The 14,823-nt window shown below is 36.0% G+C and carries 14 protein-coding genes and 1 tRNA gene; 4 read left to right on the top strand and 11 right to left on the bottom strand.

The window, feature by feature from the left end; translation table 11 throughout:
* Positions 1 to 19: 19 nt before the first annotated feature.
* Positions 20 to 700 (bottom strand): monofunctional biosynthetic peptidoglycan transglycosylase, encoded by a 681-nt coding sequence (mtgA, locus tag GS03_RS02125; protein WP_136150925.1) that lies wholly within the window; start codon positions 698 to 700, stop codon positions 20 to 22.
* 3 nt (positions 701 to 703) lie between these two features.
* The gene (locus GS03_RS02130) at positions 704 to 1,819 is read right to left on the bottom strand and encodes an NAD(P)/FAD-dependent oxidoreductase (RefSeq protein WP_136150926.1); all 1,116 of its coding nucleotides are present in this window, start codon (positions 1,817 to 1,819) and stop codon (positions 704 to 706) included.
* Between the two features lie 217 nt (positions 1,820 to 2,036).
* Here GS03_RS02130 and GS03_RS02135 point away from each other — a divergent pair, with 217 nt between their 5' ends.
* A complete protein-coding gene (locus tag GS03_RS02135; protein WP_136150927.1) occupies positions 2,037 to 5,507 on the top strand; it encodes a reprolysin-like metallopeptidase in 3,471 nt (1,156 codons plus the stop codon).
* Between the two features lie 95 nt (positions 5,508 to 5,602).
* The gene (locus GS03_RS02140) at positions 5,603 to 7,513 is read left to right on the top strand and encodes a S9 family peptidase (protein ID WP_136150928.1); all 1,911 of its coding nucleotides are present in this window, start codon (positions 5,603 to 5,605) and stop codon (positions 7,511 to 7,513) included.
* A 52-nt stretch (positions 7,514 to 7,565) separates the two neighbouring features.
* Here GS03_RS02140 and accC read toward each other — a convergent pair whose 3' ends face one another.
* The 6 genes from accC to pdxA all read right to left on the bottom strand — a co-directional run bounded on the left by accC (position 7,566) and on the right by pdxA (position 12,592).
* Positions 7,566 to 8,912, bottom strand: coding sequence for an acetyl-CoA carboxylase biotin carboxylase subunit (accC, locus tag GS03_RS02145; protein ID WP_136150929.1), 1,347 nt, complete (start codon positions 8,910 to 8,912; stop codon positions 7,566 to 7,568).
* Positions 8,913 to 9,007: 95 nt separating this feature from the next.
* Positions 9,008 to 9,487 carry an acetyl-CoA carboxylase biotin carboxyl carrier protein gene (accB, locus tag GS03_RS02150; protein ID WP_136150930.1) on the bottom strand — a complete coding sequence of 160 codons (480 nt, stop codon included), beginning with the start codon at positions 9,485 to 9,487 and terminating at the stop codon, positions 9,008 to 9,010.
* A gap of 83 nt (positions 9,488 to 9,570) precedes the next feature.
* Positions 9,571 to 10,560 carry a beta-ketoacyl-ACP synthase III gene (locus GS03_RS02155; protein ID WP_136150931.1) on the bottom strand — a complete coding sequence of 330 codons (990 nt, stop codon included), beginning with the start codon at positions 10,558 to 10,560 and terminating at the stop codon, positions 9,571 to 9,573.
* A 157-nt stretch (positions 10,561 to 10,717) separates the two neighbouring features.
* Positions 10,718 to 10,912: a 50S ribosomal protein L32 gene (gene rpmF / locus GS03_RS02160; protein ID WP_121312109.1), complete on the bottom strand. Its 195-nt coding sequence runs from the start codon at positions 10,910 to 10,912 to the stop codon at positions 10,718 to 10,720.
* Positions 10,913 to 10,921: 9 nt separating this feature from the next.
* A complete protein-coding gene (locus GS03_RS02165) occupies positions 10,922 to 11,461 on the bottom strand; it encodes a YceD family protein (RefSeq protein WP_136150932.1) in 540 nt (179 codons plus the stop codon).
* A gap of 84 nt (positions 11,462 to 11,545) precedes the next feature.
* Complete coding sequence (gene pdxA, locus GS03_RS02170; RefSeq protein ID WP_136150933.1) at positions 11,546 to 12,592, bottom strand: 4-hydroxythreonine-4-phosphate dehydrogenase PdxA; 1,047 nt, start codon at positions 12,590 to 12,592, stop codon at positions 11,546 to 11,548.
* A 60-nt stretch (positions 12,593 to 12,652) separates the two neighbouring features.
* On the opposite strand from pdxA, the gene GS03_RS02175 reads away from it, so the two are divergent.
* The gene (locus GS03_RS02175) at positions 12,653 to 13,243 is read left to right on the top strand and encodes a riboflavin synthase (protein ID WP_136150934.1); all 591 of its coding nucleotides are present in this window, start codon (positions 12,653 to 12,655) and stop codon (positions 13,241 to 13,243) included.
* A gap of 36 nt (positions 13,244 to 13,279) precedes the next feature.
* Here the strand turns inward: GS03_RS02175 and GS03_RS02180 are convergent, their stop codons facing one another.
* The 3 genes from GS03_RS02180 to mce form a co-directional block, all read right to left on the bottom strand.
* Positions 13,280 to 13,498, bottom strand: a complete 219-nt coding sequence (locus GS03_RS02180) for a hypothetical protein (RefSeq protein WP_246034132.1) — start codon at positions 13,496 to 13,498, stop codon at positions 13,280 to 13,282.
* A gap of 218 nt (positions 13,499 to 13,716) precedes the next feature.
* Positions 13,717 to 13,790, bottom strand: a tRNA-Ile gene (locus GS03_RS02185).
* A 52-nt stretch (positions 13,791 to 13,842) separates the two neighbouring features.
* Entirely contained in the window at positions 13,843 to 14,244 is a 402-nt protein-coding gene (mce, locus tag GS03_RS02190; RefSeq protein WP_136150935.1) for a methylmalonyl-CoA epimerase, read from the bottom strand.
* 185 nt (positions 14,245 to 14,429) lie between these two features.
* On the opposite strand from mce, the gene rbfA reads away from it, so the two are divergent.
* Positions 14,430 to 14,822 (top strand): 30S ribosome-binding factor RbfA, encoded by a 393-nt coding sequence (gene rbfA / locus GS03_RS02195; protein WP_136150936.1) that lies wholly within the window; start codon positions 14,430 to 14,432, stop codon positions 14,820 to 14,822.
* Position 14,823: the final 1 nt, after the last annotated feature.

The raw sequence follows: 14,823 nt of genomic DNA on the forward strand, positions 1-14,823 counted from the left end.
ATTAATCGGGACGCTTTTTTTAATAGTCAATCTTTCCAATATGTCGCATGACTCTCATGATTTTATCTTTTCGCCTATCTATATAGGAAGAAGAATTTGTTGCTTTGTATTTTCTGGGATTGGGTAAAATTGCCGCAATTCCGGCTGCTTCCCTCGATGTCAAATTTATTGCTGGTTTTCTATACCAATGTTTTGCTGCTTCTTGGGCACCATAAACGCCATTACCCATTTCTATACTATTAAGGTAGACTTCCATGATACGTTCTTTTCCCCAAATTAATTCGATGAGAACCGTAAAATAAGCTTCCAATCCTTTGCGAACATAACTTCGGCCTTGCCATAGAAAAACATTTTTGGCGGTTTGTTGTGATATAGTACTTCCACCTTTTAGCCTTCTTCCTTTACTATTATTTTTAAAAGCCTTCTGCATCGCTTTAAAATCGAAACCACTATGCTTTAAAAAATTTCCGTCTTCGCTGGCTATTACTGCTTTTTGAAGATTGGGAGAAATCTCTTCTAACGGAACCCATTTGTGACTATAAATAGCGTCATTTCCATCCAACTTAAATTCAATAATCCTGGTAATCATCAATGGTGTAAACGGAATTGGAACCCATTTAAATATAATGACTGATAAAATGGAAAGTCCAAAAAACCAAAGCATCATTTTCCAAATCCAACGAAAAATTTTTCTTATCATATTTTATTTTACTAAATCCGCTAATTCCTGACCTATTAAACTTCCAATGGCAACTCCCATTCCGCCTAATCTTACGCCGCAATATACATGTTCTGATAATTGTTCGACAATCGGTTTTTTGGTCGAGCCTAATCCCATAATGCCACTCCAGCGATGCGCAATTTTATATTCGGTGTTTGGTAAAATTACTTCTTTTAATAATTCTTCCAAGCGATTTTGAATTAATTCTGTCTGACCAAGTTCTGTCGTAGTTTCTGTTTCAAATGCTAAATTTCTTCCTCCGCCAAGCAAAATCCTATTGTCAATATTTCGGAAATAATAATAGCCTTTATCCAAATGAAAAGTTCCTTTGATATCCAAATTTGGAATTGGTTCCGTAATCAAAACCTGTGCTCTCGCAGGCTTTACCTGATTGTTGGTTAATTGCGCTGCAAAACCATTGGTAGCAAATAATAGCTTTTTGGTTGTAAAACTAAAATCTCCTAAGGCTACTTCAACTTCATTATTTTTTTCCTGATAAGACGTGACTTCAACTTGATTCAGAATTAAAATATTGTTTGCAATTGCCTTTTGTAGTAAAGCATTCATCATTTTTCCGGTATCAATTTGGGCTTCAAACGGATTGAAAACAACATATTCCTGTATGCCTTGAAAAGCAAAACGGTCAACCTCTTTGGCAAAAACATCATTCCTAAAAAGTGGTTTTAATAAGTCATTAATAAAAGGTAGTTTTTGCAAACAATCAATATAAGTGTCTTCATCATTTTTAAGAAACAATTCATAGCCACCATAAGGTTTGAAATCTATAGTTTGGTCACCCAGATTTTTACGCAACAATTGCAATCCGTTCCATCTTTTTGAAATAAGCTGAATAACTTCTTCTTCGCTATGCGATTTCAAATCGTCAATAATTTCCGAAAGGCTTCCGAAACAGGCAAATCCTGCGTTTTTTGTACTTGCTCCTTGAGGTAAAATCCCTTTTTCTAAAATCAATATTTTACTTTTAGGGAATTTTTCGCGCATTGCCAAAGCGCAATGTAAACCTACGATTCCACTGCCAACAATCGTGAAGTCTATATTTGTGAACCAGGTTTTGAGTTCCCAATAGCTAAGATTCATTCTTTATTTTTTTCTAAAATTAAATTTTTTGAATAAACCCTAAAGCAAAATCCTGAAAAATTTATCATTTATATACGAATTTCTTTCATTTTTTACTTATCTGACAATAATATAGCGCGTAGCTTGTCGATTTGTTAATAGATTTATTAAATAATGCTTCTATTTATTAAAAATAATTTTACTTTTGGAGCGCTATTTTTAATAAACCTATTGAATTATGAAATTTAAATTACTCTTTACTGCATTATTGGCAATTACCTCTGTGGCTTTTTCTCAAAACAAAAGCACGATATGGAATGTAACCACTAAGAAAAATGACATGGTTGCACTTGATTCAAAAATGCGACTACCTGAAAACAACCTTTTCAACTTGAATCTATCAAGTCTGAAAACAAATTTGAACAATGCGCCAGCAAGAATGGCAAATAGTAAAGATTCGAGTACCATTTTATCTATTCCGAATGCGGATGGCATTTTAGAAAGATATCGTGTTTACGAAAATTCAAATATGGATCCTGCATTAGCTGCAAGATATCCTGAAATTAAATCCTATATGGGAATTGGAATTGACAATCCTGCTGCGACGGCTTATTTCAGTGTTTCGCCATTAGGATTTAAATCAATGGTACTTTCTCCTGATAAATCTGCTGTATTTATTGAGCCTATTTCAGCTGATTTAGGTACCTATACCGTTTATAGAAAATCAGATAAAGCGCAATCCCTTTCTCGTTTCGAGTGTAGTGTTATTGACGAAGTTGCTCCACAAATGGATGGTGCAATGGCACGACCTAATGCTGATGATGCTGTACTAAGAACATTCCGTTTGGCTATGTCTTGTACAGGAGAATACACTGCTTATTTTGGCGGTACAAAAGCCTTGGCGTTGGCTGCTATAAATGCCTCTATCACTAGATGTAATGGTGTTTTTGAAAAAGATTTCGGTGCACGTTTGATTATAATTGCAAATACTGATGCTGTGATATACACCAGCGCGTCAACTGATCCATATTCTGCTGCTTCAAGTATGTCGCAATGGAATTCACAATTACAGTCAACATTAACCTCTGTTATCGGTGAAGCTAATTATGACATCGGTCACTTATTTGGTGCTACTGGTGGTGGTGGAAACGCAGGTTGTATAGGTTGTATTTGCACCAATGGTTCAAAAGGAAGTGGTATCACTTCTCCGGCAGATGGAATCCCATCAGGAGATAATTTTGATATTGATTATGTAGCTCATGAAATTGGGCACCAAATGGGAGCAAATCACACATGGACACATGGTGGTAACGAAGGAACTGGTGTTCAGGTAGAACCAGGTTCGGGCTCAACTATTATGGGCTATGCCGGAATTACATCACTTGATGTTCAACCACATTCTGATGCATTTTTTCATGCGGTTAGTATCCAACAAGTAACTAATAATATTAAAGCAAAAACTTGTTCCGTCAATACTGCTACAGGAAATTCAGTTCCAACAGCAAGCGCAGGATTAGATTATACAATTCCAAAAAGCACTCCGTTTATGTTAACGGCTACAGCTACTGATGCCAATGGCGATGCGCTTACCTATAACTGGGAAGAAATGGATTCTCAAACGACTACTGCTGTGCCAAGTGCTACAAAAACTAGCGGAGTAAATTTCAGATCTTATAATTCTACTACTTCTCCAACAAGATATTTCCCTAGAATGGCTTCTGTTTTAACTGGCGCAACAACAACTGCAGGAAGTGAACTTACTGTAGAAGCATTGTCTTCTGTAGCAAGAACATTAAACTTCAGAGTAACTGTTCGTGATAACAGAGCTGGCGGACCGGCAAATAATAGTGATGACATGATTGTTACTGTTAACGCAACCGCTGGACCATTTAGCGTTAGTTCTCCAAACACTGCCGTTTCTTATGTTGGTGGAAGTACACAAACTATAACATGGAATGTTGCCGGCACAACAGCAAATAATGTAAACTGTGCCAATGTTGACATCTTAATTTCAACTAATGCCGGAACAACTTGGACAACTTTATTAGCGGCCACGCCAAATGACGGTTCAGAAGCAGTTACGATTCCAAATACAGCAGGAACAACTAATAGAATTATGGTAAAGGGAACAAATCATATTTTCTTTGATGTATCCAATACTAATTTTACTATTACTGCAGGTTCTACAGACACTGTTGCACCAACCGCTCCAACTTTATCAGCTTCAGGAACAACTCAAACTACATCAAGTTTATCTTGGTCAGGTGCTACGGACAACGTAGGCGTTACCGGATATGATGTTTATAAAGACGGTGTTTTATTAGGTTCAACTACTTCAACTTCTTATGCTGTTTCCGGTTTAACAAATTCAACAACTTATGTATTTACTGTAAAAGCTAAAGATGCTGCAGGAAATGCTTCTGTAGCCAGCAATGCAGTAAGTGTAACAACTTTAGCTCCGGCTCCGGATACAACGGCTCCAACAGCTCCAACATTATCAGCTTCCGGAACAACTTTGACATCGACTAATTTATCTTGGTCTGGTGCCACTGACAATGTTGCTGTGACCGGATATGATGTATATAAAGACGGTGTGTTCTTAGCTTCAACTGCAGCTACAACTTATGCCGCAACTGGTTTATCGTCTTCAACTGCTTATGCTTTTTATGTTCAGGCAAAAGATGCTGCAGGAAATGTTTCTGTCGCTAGTAACACTGTTAACGTAACTACATTAACACCGGATACTACTGCTCCAACAGCTCCAACATTAACAGCTTCCGGAACTACAACTACAACAACAAATTTATCCTGGTCTGGCGCCACTGATAACGTTGCCGTAACAGGTTATAATGTTTATAAAGGAGGTGTGTTTTTAGCATCAACTACTTCGGCTACGACTTATACTGCGACTGGATTGACTGCTTCAACTTCATATACATTCACTGTTAGAGCTAAAGATGCCGCAGGAAATATTTCTGTTGACAGTAATGTGGCGAGTGTTACAACTCTTGCTAATTCGGTTACTTATTGCAGTTCACTTGGAAGCAATACTGCTGACGAAAGAATTGGAAGAGTAGTATTCGGAACTATCAACAATCCTTCTACAGGAACTGCCGGTTACGAAAACTTTACAGCACTTTCTACCAATGTAACAAGAGGAACAGCCAATACAATAACCATTACTCCAACTTGGACTGGTTCCAGCTACAACGAAGGTTATGCTGTATTTATTGATTATAACCAGGATGGTGACTTCTCTGATTCCGGCGAAACTGTTTTCACAAGATCAAAAACCCGAACAACTCCGGTTTCAGGTTCGTTTACCATTCCGGCTTCAGCTACACTTGGAGCGACAAGAATGAGAGTTTCTATGAAATACAATGCTGTTCCAACGGCCTGTGAAACATTCACATATGGACAAGTGGAAGATTATACCGTAAACATTACTTCAGCTGCAAGAATAGATGAAACTAGCAGTGCTAGAATTTCATTTAACCTGTATCCAAATCCTGTAAAAGGAGATATTCTAAACATTGCTAATCTTGAATCTCCATCAACTTACAGAATTTTCAATATGATGGGACAAGAATTAGGAAGTGGTAAAGTTGAAAACGAAAGTATTTATGTTGGTTCATTGAAAACCGGGACTTTCTTAATTGAAGTTTCTAACGGAACTTCAACTATGACAAAACGTTTTATCAAAGAATAATTCTCTATAAAAAAAGACAAAGCCATACTGAAAAGTGTGGCTTTTTTTATTGATTTATTTTGCTACTTTTGGCGCTTTAAAAATCATCAATAAAAATGAAGAAAATAGTTTTTTTAATCGTTATCACAATGAGCATAACAGCAACAGCGCAACAAGTTTTATCTCCGGAAACCTTATGGAAACTTGGAAGAGTATCAGCTCTTGGCATTTCTAAAGACGGAAAATCGATCGTCTATAAAGTGTCGACACCAGCTGTAGCAGAAAACAAATCCAATTCCAAATTCTACATAGTTCCTGTAACTGGAGGAAATCCAGTTGAAGTTCAGGAAACTGAAACCAAGGATTTAGTAGCTGACAAAAATGTTTCTCCTGACGGCAACTATATTTTGTCTTCACAAGAAGTTAAAACCGAAAATGTTTTAGGTAAAGATTTCTATCCTGAATTAGACAAATCGGAAGCACAGATTTATGATGGCTTAGATTATCGTCATTGGGATACCTGGAATATCGGAACGCACAATCATGTTTTTTATACTTCAAATAAAGGAAATAAAGTAACTCCGATTGATATCATGAAAGGTGAGCCATACGATTCGCCACAAAAACCATCTGGTGGAGACGAAGATTATATTTGGTCGCCAGACAGTAAAAATATTATTTATGTTTCCAAAAAGAAATTTGGAACTGCTTATGCAATGTCTACCAATACTGATTTGTATGAGTATAATATCGATACAAAAACCACAAAAAACTTAACGGAAAACAATCCTGGTTACGATACTTATCCGGCCTTTTCTCCAAATGGAGATTTGACTTGGCTGCAAATGAAGCATGATGGTTACGAAGCTGATAAAAACGATATTATTGTTAGTTTCAAAGGAATGAAAATGAATTTGACTGCCAATTGGGATGGTTCTGTTGAAAGTTTTAAATGGAGTGTTGATGGAAAAAAAATCTATTTTACGGCAGCAGTTGATGGTACGATACAATTGTTTGAAGTTAATTTCCCAGGTTTAACCAAAATTGCTGTGACTGTAAAACAAGTTACTTCGGGCGATTTTGATGTTCACGCTATAGTTGGCCTTTCCGGTGATAACATAATAGTTTCAAGAACAGATATGAATCATGCTGATGAAATCTATTCTTATAACCTTAAGAAAAAAACGTTTACACAGCTTACCAAAACCAATGACGAAACCTATTCTAAATTGGCTTTGCCAAAATTCGAAAGAAGATATGTAACGACTACTGATGGCAAAAAAATGTTGGTTTGGGTAATACTTCCTCCAAATTTTGATAAAACTAAAAAATATCCAACACTACTTTATTGTCAAGGTGGACCACAATCTCCCTTAACACAGTTTTATTCTTTCCGTTGGAATTTTTCTTTGATGGCTTCACAAGGTTATGTTGTTGTGGCACCAAACAGAAGAGGAATGTATGGTCACGGACAAGCCTGGAATGAACAAATTTCAAAAGATTGGGGCGGACAATCAATACAAGATTACCTTTCGGCTATTGATGATGTGGCTAAAGAAAGTTATGTTGACAAAGCCCGTTTAGGTTGTGTTGGCGCAAGTTATGGCGGTTATTCTGCTTACTTTCTAGCCGGAATTCACAACAATCGTTTTAAATCTTTTATTGCTCATGATGGTGTTTTCAATACACAAAGTATGTTTGGCACAACAGAGGAAGTGTTCTTTAACAACTGGGATTTTGGCGGACCATATTGGGATAAAAATAATGCCGTTGCCCAAAAAGCATACAATGAATTCAATCCGATAAACTATGTTGATAAATGGAATACTCCAATTCTTATTATTCAAGGAGGAAAAGATTACCGTGTGTGTATTGGACAAGCGCAGGAAGCATTTCAGGCAGCACAGCTTCGTGGAATAAAAAGTCGTTTCCTATATTTACCCGAAGAAAATCACTGGGTTTTGAAACCACAAAATGGAATGGTTTGGCAACGTGAATTCTTTAAATGGTTGAAAGAGACATTATAAAATCAATTGATATAAAAACAGAAAACCCAACTTAAAAGTTGGGTTTTTTTATTTATTCAGGATCGTTCATTTTAAAACTTTCCATAAACTTGGTCGTATAATTTCCGGCAACATAATCCGGTTCGTCCATCAATTGTCTGTGGAAAGGAATTGTTGTTTTAATTCCTTCAATATAAAACTCATCCAAAGCACGTTTCATTTTGTTGATGGCTTCTTCTCTTGTTTGAGCCGTTGTAATCAACTTTGCAATCATCGAATCATAGTTTGGCGGAATAGTATATCCTGCGTAAACGTGTGTATCTAAACGTACTCCGTGTCCGCCTGGCGCATGTAAAACCGTAATTTTCCCCGGTGAAGGTCTGAAGTCATTATATGGATCTTCAGCATTGATACGACATTCTATTGAGTGCAATTGTGGCAAATAATTTTTACCTGAAATTGGCACACCGGCAGCTACTAAAATCTGCTCACGAATCAAATCGTAATCAATAACCTGCTCCGTAATTGGATGTTCCACCTGGATACGTGTGTTCATTTCCATAAAATAGAAATTTCTGTGCTTATCTACCAAGAACTCAACCGTTCCTGCACCTTCATATTTAATAAACTCGGCAGCTTTCACAGCAGCTTCACCCATTTTGTTACGCAATTCATCGGTCATAAATGGTGACGGAGTTTCCTCAGTCAATTTTTGATGACGACGTTGTACCGAACAATCTCTTTCCGATAAGTGACATGCTTTTCCGTATGAATCTCCAACAACCTGTATTTCGATATGACGTGGTTCTTCAATCAATTTCTCCAAATACATTCCGTCATTTCCAAAAGCTGCAGCCGATTCCTGACGTGCGCCTTCCCAAGCTTTTAATAATTCGTCTTCTTTCCAAACAGCACGCATTCCTTTTCCACCACCACCGGCTGTTGCTTTCAACATCACCGGGAAACCCATTCCTCTGGACAATTCTAGTGCTTGCTCATACGATTCTAACAAACCATCAGAACCAGGAACACATGGAACTCCGGCTGCTTTCATCGTAGCTTTAGCAGAAGCTTTGTCTCCCATTCTGTCAATCATTTCAGGTGAAGCACCAATGAATTTGATTCCGTGCTCCTGACAAATTTTAGAAAATTTAGCATTTTCAGAAAGGAAACCGTATCCCGGATGAATTGCATCTGCATTTGTAATTTCTGCAGCGGCAATAATATTGGACATTTTTAAATAGGATAAATTACTTGGCGGAGGACCAATACAGACCGCTTCATCAGCAAATTTAACGTGCAGACTTTCAGCATCAGCAGTAGAATAAACCGCTACAGTCTTGATGCCCATTTCACGGCAAGTTCTAATTACACGAAGTGCAATTTCTCCTCTATTGGCAATTAATATTTTTTTAAACATCTTGTGATTATTTTAAATTATAAATTATAAATTTTAAATGATTTTGTTTGAATGATGAAGAAAATTCATAATTCAAAATTTAAAATTTAAAATAACTAGGATGGGTCAACTAAGAATAATGGTTGGTCAAATTCAACTGGTGACATATCATCAACAAGAATTTTAACAATTTTTCCTGAAACCTCAGCTTCGATTTCGTTAAATAATTTCATGGCTTCTACAACACAAAGCACATCGCCTTTACCTATTGAACTTCCCACTTCAACAAAAACCGGTTTGTCCGGTGAAGGTTTGCGGTAGAATGTTCCAATCATCGGAGACTTTATAGTTATGTATTTTGAATTATCATCCGATGAAGCCGCTGGTGCAGCAGGTGCAGCCGGGGCTGCAGCCGGAGCTGACGGTGCAGCAATTGCTTGTTGCATCGGTGCTTGTTGTACATAAGTAATATCTGGTGAGTTCCCTTCTAATGTAGTTCTGATAGTAATTTTAATTTCTCCTGTTTCCAGTTTTACTTCAGCAACTCCAGAATTGGATACAAATTTGATTAGGTTTTGAATTTCTTTTAAATCCATGGTTAGTGTTTTTAGTTAGTTTATTGTTTTTTTCCGCTGCGCTCCGATTAATTAATTTTTCTTAATATCAAATGCCTCGAGTGTTAGTATGCCCATTTCAAGTAGATAGAACCCCAAGTGAATCCACCACCAAATGCTGCAAAAATTAAATTATCTCCTTTTTTAAATTTATCTTCAAAGTCGCTCAATAACAAAGGCAAGGTTGCTGAAGTTGTATTTCCGTATCGGTGAATATTTACCAATACTTTTTCCTCATCAACTCCCATTCTGTTTGCTGTAGCATCAATGATTCTTTTGTTAGCCTGATGCGCGATTAACCAATTCACATCGTCTTTGGTTAAGTTATTACGTTCCATAATTTTCTCACTTACATCGGCCATTCCCGATACAGCATATTTGAAAACCGTTTTACCATCCTGAAAAACAAAATGTTGACTGTTTTCCACAGTTTCTTTTGATGGAGGAAGAATAGATCCACCAGCATCAATTTTTAGATACTCTCTACCAATGCCATCGCTTTTTAAGAACTCATCCTGCAAACCAAGACCTTCAAAATTAGGCTCAAATAAAACTGCTCCAGCACCATCTCCAAAGATAATACAAGTCGCTCTATCTGTATAGTCAATAATTGAAGACATTTTATCAGCACCAATTAAAAGTACTTTTTTATATCTGCCCGACTCAATATATGCCGCGGCATTTGACATTCCGTATAAAAAACTTGAGCAGGCTGCTTGTAAATCGTAGGCAAAAGCATTAACTGCTCCTATTTGTGTTGCAACATAAACTCCCGTTGCTGCCACTGGCATATCAGGTGTTGTCGTTGCCATAATAACTAAATCTATTTCTTCTGGGTTGATTTTAGATTTAGAAATTAAATCTTGTGCCGCTTTTATAGCCATGAAGGAAGTTCCTTTTCCTTTTTCTTTTAAAAGTCTTCTTTCTTTAATTCCTGTGCGTGTAGTAATCCATTCATCATTGGTTTCTACCATTGATTCCAGTACTTGATTTGAGAGTACAAAGTCTGGTACATATGCTCCAACTGCGGTTATTGCGGCTGTAATTTTATTCATAAATTGGATGTTTTTCTTTTCAATTTTTAAATGCGAAAAGTTGTTGAAATTACAAAAAAAAATTATACCTAAGGTGTTTTAGGATGGGATATTTATTAATTTTCTTTAAAACAAAAAACTCCCACAAAGTGAGAGTTAGTTTTGTAAAAAACTTTACTTATGCAACAGCTACTGATTTGTCAATAACTACTTGCCCTCTGTAATACATTTTACCTTCATGCCAGTAAGCTCTGTGGTATAAATGTGCTTCTCCAGTTACTGGACAAGTTGCGATTTGAGCAACAGTTGCTTTATAATGTGTTCTTCTCTTATCTCTTCTTGTTTTGGAGATTTTTCTCTTTGGATGTGCCATTTTACTATATTATTTATCCGTTAATAGTTTCTTTAATTCGTCCCAACGCGGGTCACTTTCTTCTTCTCTTTTTATTACTTCTTCGTCTTTAACCTGCAACTCGTTTAATCTTTTCAATGCTTCTGTTTGTAAAGTTCCATCTTTAACTCCAGGATGAACCCTTTTTGGAGGAATAGAAAGTACAATCATTTCATAAATGTATTGTGCCAAATCTATTTGATGTTCACCATGAGGCAGAATTAACAATTCATCATTATCATTGTTGAATTCTTCACCGAACTGGACAACCAATTTAATTTTTCCTTTGATAGGCAAGTCAAATTGTTCTCCTGTCAAATCACAAGGAACATTAACGGTTCCTTTGTGTGCAAAGCTTACTTCCAGCATTGTTGCCTTTTTTTCTAAAACAACATTTACCTTTACAGCACAGCTTTCAAATTCATCAAAATTAAATTCGTCAAAGAACTTTTTCTCGATATTATATTCAAAGTGATGCTTCCCTATTTTTAACCCTATGAAAGGAATTAAATATTCATTCGTACTTTTCATCTAGACAACAATTTGAACCCTAATTCGGGAGTGCAAAGATATAAAATTATTGCAATTCCAAAAGCGTTATAAACATTTTTTTGTTTATAACTGCTTTTCCTTTGTTTTCATAGGATTTTTGCTTATTTCCTGGTATTGATTTCTCGAATTATAGATATCAATAGCAGTATAAACTGCTTCTTTAAACGAATTATAGTCGGCAATTCCTTTTCCGGCAATTTCGTAAGCTGTTCCGTGATCGGGAGACGTTCTGATTTTATTCAGACCTGCTGTATAATTTACACCACCCCCAAACGACAATGTTTTAAACGGAATCAAGCCTTGATCGTGGTAGATTGCAATTACTGCATCATATTTTTCATATTGGCTGCTGCCAAAAAAACCATCTGCAGCAAAAGGGCCAAAAACCAGCGTTCCTTTTTCGAATAGTTTTTTTATAACCGGTTTTACTATTTCATCATCTTCTTTCCCAATTACACCATTGTCTCCGGCATGTGGATTCAATGCTAAAACTGCAATTTTTGGTTTATTGATTCCGAAATCCTGTACCAATGTTTGTCTTATAGTTTCAATTTTTTGAACTATTAGTTTTTCGGTTAAATGTTTTGCCACATCATTTACAGGGATATGATCGGTTAATAAACCAACTCTTAAATTATCCTGAACCATCAGCATTAAAGCATTTCCTTCTAACTCTTTGTCCAAATAATCGGTGTGTCCCGGAAATTTGAACTCTTCCGATTGGATGTTGTATTTATTAATTGGCGCCGTGACCAGCACATCTATTTGATTTTCTTTCAAGGCTTTTGTTGCGGCAACGAATGATTTGATAGCGTATTTCCCGACAACAGGATCATTTGTCCCAAAATTTAAATCAACACCTTCACGCCAGATATTGAGCACATTTACTTTACCCAAAACAATTTGATCTAATTGGTCAATACCGTGAAGTGGTGTTTCTAATTCTAATGTTTTCTTAATAAAAGACATCACTTTTACGTTAGCAAAAATTACAGGCGTGCAAAGTTCTAACATTCTTGAGTCGTCAAAAGTCTTAAGAACTACTTCGCTTCCAATACCGTTTAAATCTCCGATTGAAATTCCAACGATTATATTTTCTGCTTTTTTCATAAGAAGTACTAGTTATTTATTGCTAATTTTGAAGTGCAAATTTAGTAAAATAAAACCATAATGTTTACAGGAATAATCGAAACCCTTGGAATAATAAAAGATTTAAAAAAAGACAATGATAATTTAAACATCACTGTTTACTCTACTATAACACCTGAATTAAAAATAGACCAAAGTGTTTCTCATAATGGTGTTTGCCTCACTGTAGTAGCAATCAACAATGACGAGTATACTGTAACTGCTATTAGAGAAACCATTGAAAAGACAAATTTAGCAGATTGGGAAATAGGCAATTTAATCAATTTAGAGCGCGGAATGAAATTGGGAGACAGGCTAGACGGGCATATCGTTCAAGGGCATGTTGACCAAACCGGGGTTTGTAAATCTATTGAAGAAGCTGGTGGAAGTTGGTATTTTACCTTTGAATACGATAGTACTTTAAACAATATTACCATTGAAAAAGGGTCGATAACTGTAAATGGTGTGAGTCTGACTGTTGTAAATTCTAAAGCGAATGAATTTAGTGTGGCGATTATCCCTTATACTTTTGAACATACGAATTTTAAAAATGTTAAAATTGGCACAAAGATTAATCTTGAGTTCGATGTTGTGGGAAAATACGTTGCTCGATTACATGCGTTAAACCGATAAACTATAAAAACCTGCGTAAAATAAAAAAGCTTCAAATTAATTTGAAGCTTTTTTTATATTTTTTATTTTATTCAATTTATAAATTCCAAAACACATTGAAAGTAGTGCCAAAAAGAATATTCCACCATCCAAAGGCAGTCCTGGTGGCGGTGGCGGTGTCGATGGCGGTGGTGGTCCTGGGTCAGCAAACACGCTTGTTACTGACAAGAAAAACACAGCCAGAATAATGATAATTCTATTCGGGACAATTTTCATAGTGCGTAAAAGTATAAAAAAAATCTATTTACCAAAATAAATTAAATATTTAATCGACAAAGATAATCAAAATTTAAACTGCAAAGTCCTTGATTCAATGTAAGGAACGAAGCTTTTGATTAAAAAAGCGAAATAATTTTATATCTATATGAACGATATTTCCACCTTATTGGTTTTCATATTAAACAAAAAAAGACCCCGTAACGAAGTCTTTTTTGTGGTCCCACTTGGGCTCGAACCAAGGACCACCTGATTATGAGTCAGGTGCTCTAACCAACTGAGCTATAGGACCCGCATAAAGCGGTTGCAATATTACTACTATTTTTGTTTCGACGCAAGTGTTTTTAACTGATTTCTTGACAAAGTTCAATCAGGACACCATTTGTTCCTTTTGGGTGTAAAAAAGCAACCAACTTATTATCGGCTCCTTTTTTTGGCGTTTCATTCAGAACAACAAAACCTTCCTTTTTTAAACGCTCTATTTCTTCAACTATATTTTCGACATCAAAAGCAATATGATGGATTCCTTCTCCTTTCTTTTCTAAGAATTTGGCAATCGGGCTTTCCGGATTTGTGGCTTCTAATAATTCTATTTTATTGGGGCCATTCATAAAGAAGGATGTTTTTACGCCTTCGCTTTCAACTTCTTCCTGTTTATATGGTGGATTGCCAAATAGTTTTTCGAAAAGTAAATTGGAAGTTTCTAAACTATTGACGGCAATTCCGATGTGCTCAATTTTACGCATTTTGGTTTTGTTTTTTTGCTAAACAAAGATAACAAAAATTCAAATGGCTTTTCCTTTAGCCCCGATTGGAGTGGCATCTCGTCTTTTGGGACGAGATATAGCGGAAAGCGGGTAAATGGATGGCTGATAATACCAAAACTTTCGCTTCTGGTGCTTATAAAATTTAAAAATTGTACTTTTGCAGCATGGAAACGAATAGACAGAAGAAAATTGGCAGTGTGTTGCAAAAGGATTTAGTAGATATTTTGCAGGGTGAAGTACGCAAAAACGGAATTTCAAATTTGGTTATTTCGGTATCTAAAGTAAGCGTAACTACTGATTTATCTATTGCTAAAGTGTATTTGAGTGTTTTCCCTCAGGATAAAGCAGCCGAGTTAATGGCGGCAATAAAAACCAATTCTCCTTTGATTAAGCATGATTTATCGCAGCGTGTAAAATTACAATTGCGAAAAGTGCCTAATCTTTCTTTTTATATTGACGACTCGTTGGATTATATCGAAAAAATTGACAATGCTTTGTCAGGAAAAGAAAATCCGATTGAAAACCGAGACCTTTTAGAAAAACGCAAGAAATTTTAAT

The sequence above is a fragment of the Flavobacterium sangjuense genome (assembly GCF_004797125.1).
Lineage (GTDB): Bacteria > Bacteroidota > Bacteroidia > Flavobacteriales > Flavobacteriaceae > Flavobacterium > Flavobacterium sangjuense.

Coding starts and splice junctions, on each gene's coding strand:
- mtgA (WP_136150925.1), bottom strand. CDS start 700: ATGATAAGAAAAATTTTTCGTTGGATTTGGAAAATGATGCTTTGGTTT.
- GS03_RS02130 (WP_136150926.1), bottom strand. CDS start 1,819: ATGAATCTTAGCTATTGGGAACTCAAAACCTGGTTCACAAATATAGAC.
- GS03_RS02135 (WP_136150927.1), top strand. CDS start 2,037: ATGAAATTTAAATTACTCTTTACTGCATTATTGGCAATTACCTCTGTG.
- GS03_RS02140 (WP_136150928.1), top strand. CDS start 5,603: ATGAAGAAAATAGTTTTTTTAATCGTTATCACAATGAGCATAACAGCA.
- accC (WP_136150929.1), bottom strand. CDS start 8,912: ATGTTTAAAAAAATATTAATTGCCAATAGAGGAGAAATTGCACTTCGT.
- accB (WP_136150930.1), bottom strand. CDS start 9,487: ATGGATTTAAAAGAAATTCAAAACCTAATCAAATTTGTATCCAATTCT.
- GS03_RS02155 (WP_136150931.1), bottom strand. CDS start 10,560: ATGAATAAAATTACAGCCGCAATAACCGCAGTTGGAGCATATGTACCA.
- rpmF (WP_121312109.1), bottom strand. CDS start 10,912: ATGGCACATCCAAAGAGAAAAATCTCCAAAACAAGAAGAGATAAGAGA.
- GS03_RS02165 (WP_136150932.1), bottom strand. CDS start 11,461: ATGAAAAGTACGAATGAATATTTAATTCCTTTCATAGGGTTAAAAATA.
- pdxA (WP_136150933.1), bottom strand. CDS start 12,592: ATGAAAAAAGCAGAAAATATAATCGTTGGAATTTCAATCGGAGATTTA.
- GS03_RS02175 (WP_136150934.1), top strand. CDS start 12,653: ATGTTTACAGGAATAATCGAAACCCTTGGAATAATAAAAGATTTAAAA.
- GS03_RS02180 (WP_246034132.1), bottom strand. CDS start 13,498: ATGAAAATTGTCCCGAATAGAATTATCATTATTCTGGCTGTGTTTTTC.
- mce (WP_136150935.1), bottom strand. CDS start 14,244: ATGCGTAAAATTGAGCACATCGGAATTGCCGTCAATAGTTTAGAAACT.
- rbfA (WP_136150936.1), top strand. CDS start 14,430: ATGGAAACGAATAGACAGAAGAAAATTGGCAGTGTGTTGCAAAAGGAT.